Annotated in this window: 14 protein-coding genes and 1 pseudogene; 11 read left to right on the forward strand and 4 right to left on the reverse strand. The window is 72.5% G+C overall.

Annotated elements, in window-relative coordinates:
* Window positions 1–149: pseudogene (locus ACSMHG_RS07345) on the forward strand (thioredoxin-disulfide reductase); the annotation flags it as partial.
* 30 nt (window positions 150–179) lie between these two features.
* Here the strand turns inward: ACSMHG_RS07345 and ACSMHG_RS07350 are convergent.
* On the reverse strand, window positions 180–1,304 hold the full coding sequence (locus ACSMHG_RS07350; RefSeq protein ID WP_435743224.1) for a glycerate kinase: 1,125 nt from the start codon (window positions 1,302–1,304) through the stop codon (window positions 180–182).
* Window positions 1,301–2,347 (reverse strand): LacI family DNA-binding transcriptional regulator, encoded by a 1,047-nt coding sequence (locus ACSMHG_RS07355; protein WP_435743226.1) that lies wholly within the window; start codon window positions 2,345–2,347, stop codon window positions 1,301–1,303. Before ACSMHG_RS07355 ends, ACSMHG_RS07350 begins: the two co-directional genes overlap by 4 nt.
* Before the next feature lie 115 nt (window positions 2,348–2,462).
* Between ACSMHG_RS07355 and ACSMHG_RS07360 the strand changes: the two genes are divergently transcribed.
* The 10 genes from ACSMHG_RS07360 to ACSMHG_RS07405 all read left to right on the forward strand — a co-directional run bounded on the left by ACSMHG_RS07360 (window position 2,463) and on the right by ACSMHG_RS07405 (window position 13,799).
* The gene (locus tag ACSMHG_RS07360; RefSeq protein ID WP_435743228.1) at window positions 2,463–3,695 is read left to right on the forward strand and encodes an amino acid ABC transporter substrate-binding protein; all 1,233 of its coding nucleotides are present in this window, start codon (window positions 2,463–2,465) and stop codon (window positions 3,693–3,695) included.
* Window positions 3,696–3,699: 4 nt separating this feature from the next.
* Entirely contained in the window at window positions 3,700–4,584 is an 885-nt protein-coding gene (locus ACSMHG_RS07365) for a branched-chain amino acid ABC transporter permease (protein WP_435743230.1), read from the forward strand.
* A complete protein-coding gene (locus ACSMHG_RS07370; RefSeq protein WP_435743233.1) occupies window positions 4,568–5,719 on the forward strand; it encodes a branched-chain amino acid ABC transporter permease in 1,152 nt (383 codons plus the stop codon). The genes ACSMHG_RS07365 and ACSMHG_RS07370 overlap by 17 nt, the downstream gene beginning before the upstream one ends.
* A complete protein-coding gene (locus ACSMHG_RS07375) occupies window positions 5,716–6,495 on the forward strand; it encodes an ABC transporter ATP-binding protein (RefSeq protein ID WP_435743235.1) in 780 nt (259 codons plus the stop codon). Before ACSMHG_RS07370 ends, ACSMHG_RS07375 begins: the two co-directional genes overlap by 4 nt.
* Complete coding sequence (locus tag ACSMHG_RS07380) at window positions 6,485–7,294, forward strand: ABC transporter ATP-binding protein (protein ID WP_435743237.1); 810 nt, start codon at window positions 6,485–6,487, stop codon at window positions 7,292–7,294. The genes ACSMHG_RS07375 and ACSMHG_RS07380 overlap by 11 nt, the downstream gene beginning before the upstream one ends.
* A gap of 36 nt (window positions 7,295–7,330) precedes the next feature.
* Window positions 7,331–8,473, forward strand: a complete 1,143-nt coding sequence (locus ACSMHG_RS07385; protein ID WP_435743239.1) for a Gfo/Idh/MocA family protein — start codon at window positions 7,331–7,333, stop codon at window positions 8,471–8,473.
* Complete coding sequence (locus tag ACSMHG_RS07390) at window positions 8,470–9,666, forward strand: dihydrodipicolinate synthase family protein (RefSeq protein ID WP_435743241.1); 1,197 nt, start codon at window positions 8,470–8,472, stop codon at window positions 9,664–9,666. Before ACSMHG_RS07385 ends, ACSMHG_RS07390 begins: the two co-directional genes overlap by 4 nt.
* The gene (locus ACSMHG_RS07395) at window positions 9,663–10,595 is read left to right on the forward strand and encodes a sugar phosphate isomerase/epimerase family protein (RefSeq protein ID WP_435743243.1); all 933 of its coding nucleotides are present in this window, start codon (window positions 9,663–9,665) and stop codon (window positions 10,593–10,595) included. Before ACSMHG_RS07390 ends, ACSMHG_RS07395 begins: the two co-directional genes overlap by 4 nt.
* A 40-nt stretch (window positions 10,596–10,635) precedes the next feature.
* Entirely contained in the window at window positions 10,636–11,331 is a 696-nt protein-coding gene (locus ACSMHG_RS07400) for a hypothetical protein (protein WP_435743245.1), read from the forward strand.
* A gap of 149 nt (window positions 11,332–11,480) precedes the next feature.
* Entirely contained in the window at window positions 11,481–13,799 is a 2,319-nt protein-coding gene (locus ACSMHG_RS07405) for a PQQ-dependent sugar dehydrogenase (RefSeq protein ID WP_435743247.1), read from the forward strand.
* 60 nt (window positions 13,800–13,859) lie between these two features.
* Here ACSMHG_RS07405 and ACSMHG_RS07410 read toward each other — a convergent pair whose 3' ends face one another.
* On the reverse strand, window positions 13,860–15,017 hold the full coding sequence (locus tag ACSMHG_RS07410) for a sulfotransferase family protein (protein WP_435743249.1): 1,158 nt from the start codon (window positions 15,015–15,017) through the stop codon (window positions 13,860–13,862).
* Between the two features lie 47 nt (window positions 15,018–15,064).
* Window positions 15,065–15,907, reverse strand: a complete 843-nt coding sequence (locus tag ACSMHG_RS07415) for an SDR family oxidoreductase (RefSeq protein WP_435743455.1) — start codon at window positions 15,905–15,907, stop codon at window positions 15,065–15,067.
* Window position 15,908 lies beyond the last annotated feature (1 nt).

Genomic DNA, 15,908 nt, shown 5'->3' on the forward strand with positions numbered 1-15,908 from the left:
TCGCCGCGGGTGACCTCGTCGACCACCACTACCGCCAGGCGATCACCGCGGCCGGGACCGGCTGCGCGGCCGCCCTGGACGCCGAGCGCTACCTCGCCGCCCTCGACCACGTCGAGACCTCCCCCGATCCGGCCCTTCAGGTGCACTGAGCGGCCGCGGGTTCCTCCCGGCCGGAGCGGTCAGCCGGCCGCCGCCATGGCCCACGAGCCCAGCTCGGCGCCGACCTCGCCCAGCAGGTCGGCCGCGTCCGCCACGCAGCGGGCCACGTCCGGCTCACGCGCGGTGAGCGCCCAGGTGGCCGCGAACCCCGTCGCGCGGAGACGGTCGGGGTCGAGCGCGGTCCGCCCGCAGACGGCGACCACCGGGACCCCCTGACGCCGGGCGGCGGCGAGGACGCCGACCGGCGCCTTGCCGTGCAGGCTCTGCTCGTCGAGGGACCCCTCGCCGGTGACCACGAGATCCGCTCCGGCCAGCGCGGCGTCGAAGTCCACCAGGCGCAGCATCGTCTCCACGCCCGAGCGCCTCTCGGCTCCCAGGACCGCCAGCGCGGCGAAGCCGGCGCCACCGGCCGCGCCGGCGCCGGGCACGTCCCGCGCGTCCCGCCCGGTCTCCCGTTCCACGACGCCGGCCCAGTGGGCGAGCGCCTCCTCCAGCGCGGCGACCTGCTCCGGGCTCGCACCCTTCTGCGGTGCGTAGACCGCTGCGGCGCCGCTCGGCCCGAGCAACGGGTTGTCGACGTCGCATGCGAGCACCACCCGCACGTCGGCGAGGCGGCCGCGCGGCCCGCCGGTCTCCAGCCGCGCAGCACGGGTGAGGCCGATGCCGCCGGGAGGTACCGGCTGGCCGCGGTCGTCGAGGATCCTCGCGCCCAGGCCGGTGAGCAGGCCCGCGCCGCCGTCGGTGGAGGAGCTCCCGCCGAGGCCCAGGACCACCTCGCGGCAGCCGGCGTCGACCGCAGCGGCGACCAGCTGGCCGGTGCCGAGCGTCGTGGCCTCCAGGGGGCGCAGCCCGCTGCCGAGGCGGGCGAGGCCGGAGGCGTCGGCGAGCTCGACGACCGCCGTGTCCCCGCGCCGCGCGTACGCCGTGCGGACGGTCTCGCCGGTGGGCCCGGCGACGGTCTCCGGCACGCGCTCGAACCCCGCCTCGAGCGCCGCGAGGAGCGTGCCGTCGCCGCCGTCCGCGACCGGCACGCGGGTGACCGTGGCCCCCGGTGCGGTCGAGGCGATGCCGGCCGCCAACGCGTCGGCGACCTGTGCGGCGCTCAGCGACCCCTTGAACTTGTCGCTGGCGATGAGGATCCTCATGCCGGGGGGCGGTCGTCGGCGGCCGGTCCGGTGGAACCGCGAACCACCAGCTCGGAGGCCACCCGGTGGCGGCGCGGGCGCCTGCTGGGCTCCTTGAGCGCGAGCGCGAGCGCGCGGGCGCCCATCTCCGACATGGGGAGGCGGACGGTGGTGAGCCCGGGGGAGAGGTCGCCGGCCACCGCCACGTCGTCGAAGCCGGTCACCGACACCTGCTCGGGGACCGCGACCCCCGCGTGCCGGAGCTCGGAGAGGCACCCGATCGCCATGTCGTCGTTGAGGGCGAGCAGCGCCGTGGTGCCCGGGTGCTCGTCGAGCACCCGCCGGACCGCCTCGCGGCCTCCCGCGCGGGTGAAGGCCGCCTGCACCACCGGCACCGAGGCCACGTCGAGGCCGGCGGCGCGCAGTGCCGCGTGCACGCCCTCGAGCCGGTCCGCGACGGTGGTGAGCGAGGTCGACCCGGCGACCACGACGATCCTGCGGTGCCCGAGGGCGAGCAGGTGCTCGGCCGCTGCCCGGCCGCCCCCGGTGTTGTCCGGCAGCACGCTGTCGACCCCGAGGTGGTGGCGGCCGATCACCGCCACGCGACCGCCGCCCTCGGCGAAGCGCTCCAGCTCCTGGCGCACCGGCGCCTCCACGGCCGCGTCGACGAACCCGGAGCCGGCGACGAGGATGGCGCCGACCCGGTTGGCCACCAGCTGACGGACCTGCTGCAGCTCGACGTCGGGGTCGCGGCCGGTGTGGCAGATCTGGACCGTGCGCCCCTCGCGGGCGGCCACCCCCAGCACGCCGCTGGCGATCTCGGAGAAGTACGGGTCGCCGATCTCGTGGACGACCAGGCCCACGGTCGCGGTGGACCCGCTGGCCAGGGACCGGGCGTGCAGGTTCGCGACGTAGCCGAGCTCGGTGGCGACCTCGCGCACCCGGTCGGCCATCACCGCGCTCACCCCGGGCGTGCCGGACAGGGCTCGCGATGCGGTGGCGATCGACACGCCCGCCTCCGTCGCCACGTCGATGAGCCGTGGCTGGCCGGCTGGTCCCTTCATGTTCCCTCCCCGCTGGAAACTCTGCCACCTGTGATGGTTGCCACAAGCGGATCGGTGTGTGTAGCGTCACTGTAACCGCTTACGTAAGCGCTTTCACAGAGCGAAGGAGCACTCGATGTCCGTTTTCCGCACGGTGCGGCGCGGCGGTCTCGCCGCCACCGCCTGCCTGGCCCTGGCCGCCACGCTCGCCGGTTGCGGCCTCAGCTCGGACGCCGCCAGCGGTTCCGAGGACGAGATCGTCATCGGCGTCTCACTGCCGCTGACCGGGGACTTCAGCGAGCCCGGCAAGGGCGTCGAGCGCGGGTACGAGGCCTGGGCCGAGTACGTCAACGAGAACGGCGGCCTGCTCGGCAAGCAGGTCCGCCTGGAGATCCTCGACGACCAGTCCAGCGCCGACCGGGTGGCCTCCGACTACGAGAAGCTCATCAACCAGGAGGAGGTCGACCTGGTCTTCGGGCCGTTCTCGACCCGGCTCGTGGTCCCGGCGGCCCAGGTCGCCCAGGACTACGGCTTCCTCTTCGTCGAGCCCGCCGGTGCCGCCGAGGAGGTGTTCACCCAGGGCTTCGACAACCTCTTCTACGCCGCTCCGGCGATCGCGGACGACCACTACAACCTGCTCGCCGAGAAGATCCTCTCCATGCCCGAGGGCCAGCGCCCCCGCAGCGTGGCCTACGCGACCATGGACGACCCGTTCGCCCAGGGCACCGCCTACGGGCTCAAGGACAAGCTCGAGGCGGCCGGCATCGAGACGGTGGCCGACGAGGTGTACCCGCCGAACACCACCGACTTCAGCAGCATCGCCGCCAAGATCGCCGACACCGAGGCCGACATGGTCGTCGGCGGCACGCAGTACCAGGACGCGGTCAACCTGATCGTCGCGCTGCAGCAGCTGGACTACCAGCCGAAGCTGGCGGCGTTCTCCACGGCGCCGACCAACCCCGAGTTCCCGGAGGCGATCGGCTCGAAGACCGAGGGCATCCTGTCGCCCACCGGCTACACCCCGGACGCGTCGTACCCGGAGAACCAGGAGTTCGTCGAGTTCTACACCGACCTGCACGGCGAGCCGCCGGCCGAGGACGAGGCGAACGCCTGGACCACCGGTGAGGTGGTCGCCGCCGCGGTGGAGGCCGTGGGCTGCGCCGACCCCTCGCAGGAGTGCCAGCAGCAGCTGATCGACTGGCTCCACGAGAACACCGTCGACACGGTGGTCGGGCCGCTGAGCTGGGACGCCGAGGGGCGCCCGCAGAGCGCCCACCTGATCCAGCAGTACGTCGACGGCGAGATCCGCATCGTCCTGCCCGAGGACCAGGCGGAGGCCGACTTCATCCCCGTGAAGCCGGAGTGGTGACCCGATGTCCGCGTCCCTGCTCCTCCAGAGCGTCATCCTCGGGCTCCTCCTCGGCGGCCTCTACGCGCTGCTGGCCGCCGGCCTGACGCTGTACTTCGGCGTCATGCGGGTGGTGATGATCGCGCACTCCGCGTTCCTCATCCTCGCCGCCTACCTCGCGTGGTTCTTCACCCGCGAGACCGGCTGGGACCCGCTGCTCTCGCTCGTGGTGACCGTGCCCCTCTTCTTCGCCGTCGGCTACCTGATGCAGCGCCTGCTGCTGTCGCGGTTGCGACCGGCCACGCTGACGATGATGTCGGTGCTGCTCACCTTCGCCATCGCGCTGGTGATCGAGGGTGCGCTCGGCTACGCGTTCACCGGCACGCAGCGTCGGATCCAGCTCGGCTACTCGAGCAGCAGCATCGAGGTCTTCGGGGCGCAGATCGCGGTGGTGAAGCTGATCGCCTTCGCGCTCGCCGCCGTCTCGCTGCTGTGCCTGTACCTGCTGATGAAGATGACCCGCTTCGGCCAGGCCCTCCGCGCCACGATCCAGCACCCGGAGGCCGCCCGCCTGCTCGGCGTCAACACCGACCGCATCGCCGGCTTCGGGTTCGGCCTCGGCCTCGCCACCGCCGCTGTCGGGGGCACCGCCCTCGCGCTCGACTCCACCATCTACCCGTCCCTGCACTGGCACTGGATCGGTCCCCTGATGGCGATCATCGTCATCGGCGGGCTGGGCAGCATCCCGGGCGCCGCCATCGCGGCCGTGCTGCTCGGCGTCTCCCAGAGCCTGCTCCAGATCCCGATGGGGACGACGTGGGCGCAGACGATCTTCTACGTCGCGCTCTTCGCCACCTTGATGGTCCGCCCCCAGGGATTCTTCGGAGGTCGTCTTGCCCAGCGTTTCTGACCGCGGCGCCACTGCCGCAGCACCCCCGAGCGACGCTCGCACGGGGTTCGACAAGGCCGTGCTCGGCGGCAAGGGCCTGCTCCTGCTGGCCGCCGCGGTGCTGGTGCTCGCCTTCCCGCAGATGGCGCCGGACGCGTTCATCCTCTCCGTCGGCGTGGTGATCGCCAGCTACGCGGCCCTCGCGGTCTCGTGGAACTTCGTCGGTGGCTTCACGGGCTACATCTCCCTCGGCCACGCGGCGTACTCCGGTCTCGGCGGGTACGGCACGGCGCTGCTCATCATCGAGACCGGCCTGAACCCCTGGGTCGCCCTGGTGGGCGCCGCCGTGGCCGTCGCCCTGCTCGCGGTGCCGATCGGTGTCGCCTCGCTCCGGGTCCGTGGGGCCTCCTTCGTGATCGTCTCCATCGCGCTGGTGCTGATCCTGCTCCTGGTCTCGCAGAGCTGGGCGGACGTCACCGGCGGCTCCAACGGCCTGCGCGTGCCGCGGCCGTTCGGCCCCGAGGTGCTCCGCCCCGAGCAGCACGAGCGCTTCTTCTACCTCCACGTCGGGCTCGTCCTGGTCGCGCTCGCGGTGTGGTGGGCGATCGACCGGTCGCGGTTCGGCACCGGGCTGAAGGCGATCCGCGAGGACGAGGACAAGGCGCAGGCGCTCGGCGTGCCGACGTTCTCCTACAAGCTGGCCGTCTTCGTGATCTCGGCGTTCTTCACGGCCCTAGCCGGCGGGATGTACGCGCTGTGGTTCGGCTCGCTCGACCCGATCTTCCAGTTCTCGATCCTGGTCGGCTCCTACATGGTGCTCATGTCGTTGCTGGGCGGGATCCGCAGCCTGCTCGGCCCGGTGGTCGGGGCGGTCATCGTCGGCTACGCCCTGGAGTTCTTCAAGGCGCAGTACGGCGACACCCAGTTCCACCTGGTCGCGCTCGGCCTGCTCCTGGCGCTGGTGGTGCTGTTCATGCCCGACGGCGTGCTGCCGGCCCTCGGGTCGCTGGTCAACCGGTTCCGTCCCCAGCAGGCCACCTCGATCCGCGAGATGACCGCTGCGGAGCTGCTCGAGCACAACCGCGCCGTCGAGACGGCGCGCCGCGAGGAGGGCGACGGAGCCGTCGTCCGCGAGACCGAGGAGGTCGGCCGGTGACCACGACGACAGCGCCGGCCGGCTCGGCCGCCGGCACCCAGGGGGTGCGATCGCTGGAGACGGTCGGGCTCACCAAGTCCTTCGGCGGCGTGCACGCCGTCGACGGTGCCACGGTGACCTTCCAGCACGGCAAGATCAACGCCCTGATCGGGCCCAACGGCTCGGGCAAGACGACGTTCTTCAACTGTGTCACCGGGATGATCAAGCCCGACTCCGGCGAGGTCACCTACCGAGGCCGGGACATCACCGGCAAGGCGCCGCACCGGATCGCGGCCGCGGGCGTGGGACGCAGCTTCCAGCTGTGCCGGATCTTCCCGCGGATGACCGTGCTGGAGAACATGCTGGTCGGCGTCCGGCCGCAGGGCCTGGTGCACCGGCTGCGCGGCTCCCGCAACGACGCCGACATCGCCAAGGCCCGCGAGCTGCTGCGGCGGGTGGGCATCGACCACCTCGAGCACAGCGAGGCCCGCGACATCTCCTACGGGCAGCAGAAGCTGCTCGAGCTCGCCGGGGTCCTCATGACCGACCCCGAGACGATCATGCTCGACGAGCCGGCCGGTGGCGTGAACCCGGCCCTGATCGGACGGATCGGCACCCTCGTGAAGGAGCTCAACGCCGAGGGCCGCACCTTCGTGATCGTCGAGCACAACATGGACATGGTCATGAGCCTGAGCGACCACGTCGTCGTCTTCGACCGCGGCCGTCCGATCGCCGAAGGGTCGCCCGCCGAGGTGCAGGCCGACCCCCGAGTCCTGGAGGCCTACCTTGGCATCTGACACCCGCCCCCAGTCCCAGCCCCAGTCCCAGCCACAGTCCGGGCCCGAGGCCGCAGGGCAGCAGTACCTGCTCGAGCTCACCGACGTCGAGGCCGGCTACGGCCGGGCCGCGCTCGTCCTGCGCGGTCTCACCGTGAAGGTGCCACCGGCCAGCATCGTCTGCCTCGTGGGCCCCAACGGCGCCGGGAAGTCCACGGTGCTCAAGGTCGCCAGCGGGATGCTCACCCCGCGCAGCGGCTCGATCACCGTCGACGGCGTCGACGTGACCCGCAACGGGCCGCAGGACATGATCCGCTGCGGCCTCTCCCACGTCCTCCAGGGCCACTCGGTCTTCAAGGAGATGACGGTCGAGGAGAACGTCATGCTCGGTGCCTACACCGTGCGCGACAAGGCGCTCATCGCCGAGCGGGCGGCCTTCGTCAAGGACCTGTTCCCCGTGGTCGCCGACCGCTGGCGCGCCCTGGCCGGGGCGCTCTCGGGGGGACAGCAGAAGCAGGTCGAGTTCGCGCGCTCGCTGATGGTCAGTCCCAAGGTGGTGCTCCTCGACGAGCCCAGCATGGGCCTGGACCCGAAGACGACGACCAAGGTCTTCGAGCAGGTCGTCCGGATGCGCGACGCCGGCATCGCGGTCCTGCTGGTGGAGCAGAACGCCCGCCGCGCCCTGGAGACGGCCGACATCGGCTGCGTCCTCGACCTCGGCCGGGTCCACATCACCGGACCGGCCAGCGACCTGCTCGCCGACCCGCAGCTCGCCGAGCTCTACCTGGGCGGCCGGCCGGCCGCCGTACCCGCTCCCTGACCACCGTCCGACCACGATCTCGACAGAGAGACCCCCATGACCACCCTGCGCATCATCATGAACGGCGTCACCGGCCGGATGGGCTACCGCCAGCACCTCGTCCGCTCGATCCTCGCCATCCGCGACGACGGAGGCCTCGAGCTGCCCGACGGCAGCCGGGTCCAGGTCGAGCCGGTCCTCGTGGGCCGCAACCACGAGAAGCTCGCCGAGCTGGCCGCCCGCCACGGCATCGCCGAGTTCACCACGGACCTCGACGGCGCGCTCGCCGACGACACCGCCGCGATCTACTTCGACGCGCAGGTGACCTCCGAGCGCAAGAAGGCGATCCTCAAGGCGCTGTCGGCAGGCAAGCACGTCTACACCGAGAAGCCGCTCGCCGAGTCGGTCGAGGAAGGCTTCGAGATCGCCGAGGCCGGGGCGGCCGCCGGCACGGTGAACGGCGTCGTGCACGACAAGATCTACCTGCCCGGTCTGGTCAAGCTCCGCCGGCTGGTCGACAGCGGGTTCTTCGGCCGGATCCTGTCGGTGCGCGGGGAGTTCGGCTACTGGGTCTTCGAGGGCGACCTCCTGCCCGCGCAGCGGCCGAGCTGGAACTACCGGGCCGCCGACGGCGGAGGGATGGTGCTGGACATGTTCTGCCACTGGAACTACGTCTTCGAGCACCTCTTCGGGCGGGTCGACTCCGTCTACGCCCGCGCCGTGACCCACATCCCCGAGCGCTGGGACGAGCAGGGCCGCCGGTACGCCGCGACCGCCGACGACGCGGCGTACGCGATCTTCGAGATCGGCGACACGATCGTGCAGATGAACTCCTCCTGGGCCGTCCGGGTCGATCGCAAGGAGCTCGTGGAGTTCCAGGTCGACGGCACCCACGGCTCGGCCGTGGCGGGGCTCTTCGGGTGCCGCGTGCAGCCCCGGGTGCGCACCCCCAAGCCGGTCTGGAACCCCGACCTGCCGACCGACCAGGACTTCCGCTCCCAGTGGGACGAGGTGCCCGACAACCAGGAGTTCGGCAACGGCTTCCGGGCGCAGTGGGAGGACTACCTGCGCGACGTGGTCGCCGGTCGACCGCACCCCTACGACTTCATGTCCGCCGTGCGCGGCCTGGAGCTGGTCGAGGCCGGTCTGCGCTCCTCCGCGGAGGGGCGCCGGGTGACGCTGGAGAGCCGCACCTCATGACCAGCCTGCTGAGCCAGGCCGCACCGACGGCCGGCGCGGGCGCCGTCGAGCTCCCGGGTCCCGACGGCGCCTGGCGCCGGGTCGCGCTGGCCGAGCCCGGCCCGTGGGTCGACCACCCCCAGCCGTTCCGGAGCCGCGTCTGCTTCGCCGCCGCCCACGTGGCTGCCGACCCGCTCGCCCCGAACGTGCCCGGCGCGCCGGCGGTCGTCGACTGGGACGCGACACTGGCCTTCCGGCGCGAGCTCTTCCGGTACGGCTTCGGTGTCGCCGAGGCCATGGACACCGCGCAGCGCGGCATGGGCCTGGACTGGCCGGCGGTCCAGGAGCTCGTCCGCCGCAGCGCCGCGCAGGCCGCCGAGCACGGCGCCCGGATCGCCTCGGGCGCCGGCACCGACCAGCTCACCGAGGCGCGCACCCTCGACGAGGTGCTGGCGGCCTACCTCGAGCAGGTCGCCTTCGTGGAGTCCACCGGCTCGCAGGTCATCGTGATGGCCTCGCGCCAGCTGGCCGCGGTCGCCACGTCGGCCGACGACTACCTCCGCGTGTACGACGCCGTGCTCTCCCAGGTCGCCGAGCCGGTGGTCCTGCACTGGCTCGGCGAGGCGTTCGACCCGCGGCTGCGTGGCTACTGGGGGAGCACGGACGTCGACACGGCGACGGCGACCTTCCTCGACCTCGTGCGTGCGCACGCGTCGAAGGTCGACGGCGTCAAGGTCTCCCTGCTCTCCGCCGAGCACGAGACCGGCCTGCGTGCTGCGCTGCCGCCCGGCGTCCGTCTCTACACGGGCGACGACTTCCACTACCCGGAGCTGATCCGCGGTGACGGCACCCACCACTCCGACGCCCTCCTCGGTGCCCTCGCCGCCATCGCCCCGGCCGCGTCCGCCGCGCTGACCGCGCTCGACGCCGGCGACCTCTCGGCGTACGACGACGCGATGGCGCCGACGCTGCCGCTCTCGCGGCACGTGTTCGAGGCGCCGACCTACCACTACAAGACGGGCATCGCGTTCCTCGCGTGGCTCAACGGGCACCAGCCCGGCTTCACCATGGTCGGCGGGCTGCAGGCCGGCCGCGGCGCCCTCCACCTGGCGCGGGTCTTCGAGCTGGCGAACCAGGCGCGGCTGCTGCGCGACCCCGACCTCGCCGCGGAGCGGATGACCGCGTGGCTCTCCGTGCACGGGGTGGTCCGGTGACCACCGCGGCGCTGGCTGCGGTGGACGTGCCCTCGGGAGCGCCGGCTCGGGTGGCGACGCCCGCCCCGGGCGACCCGCGGCTGGCGCGGCTCTCGCTCAACCAGCGCACGACGGCGTCCTGGGACCTCCGCTCGGCCGTCGACGGCTGCGTCGCCGCGGGGCTCCCCGCGATCGGCGTCTGGCGTGAGCCGGTGGCCGAGGTCGGCCTCGACGTGGCCTGCCGGATGGTCGCCGACGCCGGGCTGCGGGTCTCCTCGGTGTGCCGGGGCGGCTTCTTCACCGGCGCCGACGCCGCCGACCGCCGGCGCGCGCACGAGGAGAACCTGCGCGCCCTCGACGAGACCGCAGCGCTCGGCTCGCCCGTCCTCGTCCTCGTGCCGGGCGGGCTGCCGGCCGGTGACCGGGACCTCGGAGCGGCCCGGGGCCGCGCCGCCGAGGCGGTGGCCGCGCTGGCCCCCGAGGCGGGCGCCCGGGGCGTGCGTCTCGGCATCGAGCCGATGCACCCCATCTTCGCGGCCGACCGCGGCGTCGTCTCGTCGCTCGGGCAGGCCCTCGACATCGCCGAGGACCACCCCGCCGACCAGGTCGGCGTCGTCGTCGACACCTTCCACCTGTGGTGGGAGCCAGGGGTGCTCGACCAGGTCCGGCGCGCCGGGGACCGGATCGCGTCGTACCAGGTGGGCGACTGGATCACCCCGCTGCCGCCCGACGCCCTGCTCTCCCGCGGGATGGTGGGCGACGGGCACATCGACTTCGCCGGGTTCACCGCGGCCGTCGCCGCCACGGGGTACGCCGGCGACGTGGAGGTCGAGATCTTCAACGCCGACATCTGGGCGGCGCCGGGCGCGGACGTGGTGTCCACGCTCGCGCGTCGCTACGTCGAGCTGGTGGAGCCCCACCTGCTCACCACCTCGGGGTCCGGGGCCTGACGGCACTCGGGGTGCCCCTGCTCGGGAAGGAAGGCACACCATGCACTGGAGAAGGACGACATCGGTCGCGGCCGCGCTGGCCGCGGTGGTTGCGGCGCCGCTGACCGGGGCCGCCGCCTGGGACGGCCCGGACGGGCCCGGCCACGCGGTGGTCAAGCCGCGGGCGGTGGCCGCCCACTGGGACCCGCTGACCGACGCGAAGTGGGCCTTCGCGGACGGCGAGGTGGCCATGCTCGAGCGAGGGAGCGCGCCGGCGGGACCGCGGCGGCCCTTCGAGTACGCGGTGGTCACCAAGGGTCCCGAGCTGGCCTCGCTGACCTACCGTGCCCAGGTCCGGGTGGACGAGCCGGTCACCCGCAACGACCGCGACGTGGTGCTGATCTGGAACTACCAGTCACCGACCCGCTTCTACTACGCCCACCTGTCGCAGGACAACGCGATCTACCCCCACAACGGGATCTTCGTCGTCGACGACGCCGACCGCCGCCGGATCGACGACCAGTGGACCGGGACGGTCGGAGCCCCGCCCGCGATCGACGACACCGACTGGCACGACGTCCGGCTGACCTACGACGCGGCCTCCGGCCGGGTCGCGGTGCACCTCGACGGCGCGGAGGAGCCGCTGATGACCGCCACCGACACCACCTTCACCGGTGGCCGGGTCGGCTTCGGCTCGTTCGACAACTACGGCCGGGTCCGCGACGTGGTCGTGACCGGCGCCCGCGACCGCTCCTAGCCGAGCGGCCCCTGAACCACGTCGGCCCCGCGGGAGACGCGGGGCCGGCGGGGCCGCCGGTGGCAGCCGGCGGCGTCGAGCATCGAGCAGCTCCCACGGTACCCACCGCGGGAAGGAAGAGAGTCCACATGCCGAAGTCACGTTGGTGGGTGAGCGCTGCGACCGGAGCCATGGTCGCCGCGTTGCTCGCCCCAGCCTCGTCGGGGAGCGCGGTCGCCACCGCCACCGCCGACGGCGCCCCGATCTCCGACCCGGTCCCGGAGGACGCCGTGCGGTCCTCCCTCGGGCTGGTCCTGGAGCCCTACCACCAGTTCCCCGAGAGCGATCCCACGCCGGCCGCCACCGACCAGCGGCTGATGCGCCACAACCGCATCAACTACATCGGCGAGGTGCCTGACGGGTCCGGCCGGCTCTACGTGCCGGACCTCAACGGCCCGCTCTACCTCCTCGAGGAGACCCAGGCCGGCAAGGTCGAGCACCGCTACCTCGACGTGAAGGCGGAGTTCCCCGACTTCTTCTCCGGTCGCGGGATGGGCAGCGGCTTCGGCTTCGTCAGCTTCCATCCCGAGTTCGAGCGCAACGGGCTCTTCTACACCGTGCACACCGAGCGGGGAGGTGCCACGGGCAGCAAGCAGCTGACCTTCCCGCCGCAGCGCAGCACCTTCAGCCACAGCGTCATCACCGAGTGGGACGCCGCGGACCCGGCGGCCGACACCTTCGCCGGCACGCGCCGCGAGGTCATGCGGCTGGCGTTCCAGACCCAGATCCACGCCGTCCAGCAGATCGACTTCAACCCCACGGCCGAGCCCGGCGACGAGGACTACGGCCTGCTGTACGTCGCCGTCGGGGACGGCGGTGCCGCCCTCGGCACCGACGTCCCGCAGGACCCGGCCACGCCGTACGGCAAGATCCTGCGGATCGACCCGGCCGGCACCGACGGCCCGACCGGCACCTACGGCGTCCCGGCGACCAACCCGTACGCCGGTGAGCAGGGCTGGATCGGCGAGATCTACGCCCTCGGCATGCGCGACCCGCACCGCTTCTCGTGGGACGCCGGCGGGCAGCACCAGATGTTCCTCGGCCACATCGGACAGCACGCCGTCGAGGCGGTCTACGAGGTGCGCCCGGGCGACAACTACGGCTGGAGCGAGATCGAGGGGCGCTACCGCTACGACCACACCGACGAGTGCCACCTCTACCCGCTGACCGAGGAGGACCAGGCGGCCGGGTACGTCTTCCCCGTCGCGTCCTTCGACCACGACCCGCCGGCCGGCTACCCGTGCAACCGCGACAGCGGCCACGGCATCAGCGGCGGGTTCGTCTACCGGGGCAACGACCTGCCGGGCCTGCGGGGCAAGTACGTCTTCGGCGACCTCGTCGACGGCCGGGTGTACTGGACCGAGGCCGGTCAGATGCGCCGGGAGACCGGCAAGGAGGCGCGGCTGCACGAGATGCAGCTGTGGGACACCGAGGGCAACCGCCTGCGGATGACCGACTTCGTCGACGACTTCCGCGTCGACCTGCGGTTCGGGACCGACTCCGAGCGCAACCTCTACCTGCTCGCCAAGTCCAACGGCATGGTCTGGAAGGTCGTCGACACCAAGCACGTGCCGTGGAAGGACGAGGTCGCGCCGTCGCTGCGCGAGGACCTGGTGTCGTTCTACGACTTCGAGCACCCGTTCCCGGTGGACGGTGCCCTCGAGACCGACCAGGGCGCGTCCGAGACGCTGCTCTCGCTGGTCAACGGCGGCTGGGACATGCGCGTCGCCGACCGTGCCTACCCGACGTCCAACAACGCGATCCAGACCCGGCAGGTCGACCAGGCGAGCGCCGGCAACGACGACTGGAAGGCCGGCGCCTGGAACGAGGGCGGCGTCGCGACGCTCGAGGCGTTCCGGGGCGCCGAGCAGGCGACGGTGATGGGCTGGTTCAAGCGCACCGGCGAGGGCCCGGCGCTCAACACCAACACGCCGAACCCGACCGACCGCTACAACGCCATCGGTCTCGCCGGCGTCCTCGCCGGCAACTCCGACGGGCACGGCGTGCGCGCCCTGCTGGAGGTGATCAACGTGGGCGGGACCCTGCGGCTGGTCGCGCTCGGCCGGCGCCTCGACTCCGGGTCGTCCTCGACGTTCGCCGCCTCCGGCGACTGGCAGGAGCTGCTGCCGGTGGGGGAGTGGGTCCACCTGGCCGCGACGTTCGACTACACCACGGGCGCGATGGCGCTCTACCGCAACGGCCAGCAGCTCGAGGGCTTCTACACCGCCACGAACGACCCCTGGCAGGTCGACGGCACCGGCACCTCCGACACGTTGCCACGCGGCTACAAGATCGGTGGGTCCTACCCGCAGGACACACGGGAGCAGAACCCGTGCGACTGCCGGATGGACGCCTTGATGTTCCTCGACCGGGCCGTCCGGCCCGCCGAGGTCAAGCAGCAGTACCGGCGCTTCGTCGCCGGCTACTGATCCCGACCGCCGGTGGCCCCACGTCCTCGACGTGGGGTCACCGGCCTCGTGCGCCGGGGCCTACCGGTCGAACGCGGCCCGGACCTCGTGCTCGGTGAGGCCGTAGTCCTCGATGGCGTACCGGTGCGACGGCTTGGCCGACCCCTGCTTCGACTCGCGGTCGATCTCGGTCATCGCGGCCTCGGCCCCGGGCGTCCAGTCGAGGCCGAACCGCTCGTAGACGCCCCGAGCCGTGCCGAGCGGGTCGGCGAGCAGGTCGGCGAAGGCGACGTCGACGAACTGCGCCTGGTCGTAGCGCGGGCGCGCGTCGTGGAAGGCGTGGAAGGCCCGCGACCACAGCTCCAGCTGCGTGCGGCCGATGGTCTCCCCGACGTACGTCGTGCTGTGCCCGGCCGTCGTCTCGGCCGACAGCGAGCAGGACGAGGCGATGCAGACCACCGGGTCGCGGTGGGTGTAGACGACGAGGGCGTCGGGGTAGACCGCCATCAGCGCGTCGAGCGCCGTCATGTGCGAGGGGTTCTTGAGCACCCACCGCTTGTCCGGGTCGTTGAGCCCGACCAGCTGCAGGTTCTGCCGGTGCCGGGCGTAGGCGTCGGTCCAGTCCTGGTCGTCGAGCCACGCGGAGTAGCGGGGCACGTTCGCCAGCGACTCGTACGAGCGGGACTTGCCGGTCTGCCGCAGCAGCCGCCAGCACTCCTCGACGGTGGTGGCGTCCATGTAGTGGATCCCCATGAACTCCGGGCTCTCCACGTGGTGCGCCGAGAACGCCTCCTGCATCGCGGAGAAGATCGGGTCGGATCCCCAGGTCTCCCGCGGCGGACGCGGCTGGGGGTACTGCGTCAGCCACATCTCCAGCCCCTGCGCCGCCGGGTCGGCGTGCAGCAGCCGGTGCAGCGCCGTGGTGCCGGTGCGCGGCAGGCCCATGACGAAGACCGGCCGCTCGATCGGGACGCCGGCGTGCTCGGGCCGCGCGGTGAACTGCGCCTGGGTGAGCAGCCGGCCCACCAGCGCGCTCTTGACCTCCGAGCGCTGGAAGTAGTTGCCCCGGGGGGTGAGCCCGGCCTCGGGCGAGGCGAGGTCCTCGACCAGCAGCCGCAGGCCCTCCTCGTGCTGGCTGCCGCCGAGGTCCGTCATCCCGGTGGTGCGGCACGCCGCCTCGACGATGTCGTCGTAGGAGCCGACGTCCGCGCGCTCGCGGGTCATCACGTTCTGGGACATGGTCCTCCTTGCGGCCGTGGTCTCGACGGGCTCGACCACCGGGACGGTCAGTTGTCGTGGAACTCGCCGCAGTCGACGTTGAGCATCGTGCCGGTCACGGCCGAGGCCAGGTCGCTGGCGAGGAAGAGGGTCGCGCGGGCCACCTCCTCGGGGGAGGCGAGGCGCTTGAGGTCCGTGGGCGCGGCCTTCTCGGCGTACACCTCGTCGTGGGTGCGGCCGGACTCGGAGGCGATCCAGTCGAAGTAGGCGCGGTTGACGTCCTCGTAGATGTAGGACGGCGCGACGCTGTTCACCCGGATCCCGCGCGGCCCGAGCTCGGTGGCCAGCGACGAGGCGAGGTGCGCGAGCGTGCCCTTGGAGAGCTTGTAGCCGGCGTACTCGGGGTCGGAGGAGTACTGCACGCAGGAGTTCAGCATCACGATCGACCCCCCGGTCGCCGCCAGCGCGTCGGCGAAGAGCGCCGAGAGGCGCAGCGGCGCGAAGACGTTGGTCTCGTTGGCCGCGCGCAGCGACTCCAGCGACAGCGAGGTCACCGGGTCCATCGGCGGGATGCCGAAGGCGTTGTTGAGCAGGCAGTCGACGCGCCCGAACTCGTCGAGCGCCGCGGTGACCAGGGCGGCGCGGGAGTCCTCGTCGGTGATGTCGGTGGGCACGACGAGCGCCCGGCGGCCGTGCGAACGGACCACGTCGGCCATCTTCTGCAGGCGCTTCTCCGTGCGGCTGACCAGGACCAGGTCGGCGCCCATCCGGGCGGCCTCCTCGCCGAGCGCGCGGCCGAGGCCGGGGCCGACGCCGGAGAGCACGATCACCTTGTCCTGCAGCAGCGGGACGGGGGTGTAGCGCTCCTCGACGGAGGTGTCGTGGGCGTCGGCGAGGCCGGGGGCGGTCATG

This window comes from Nocardioides ureilyticus, assembly GCF_051280745.1.
Taxonomy (GTDB): Bacteria; Actinomycetota; Actinomycetes; order Propionibacteriales; family Nocardioidaceae; genus Nocardioides.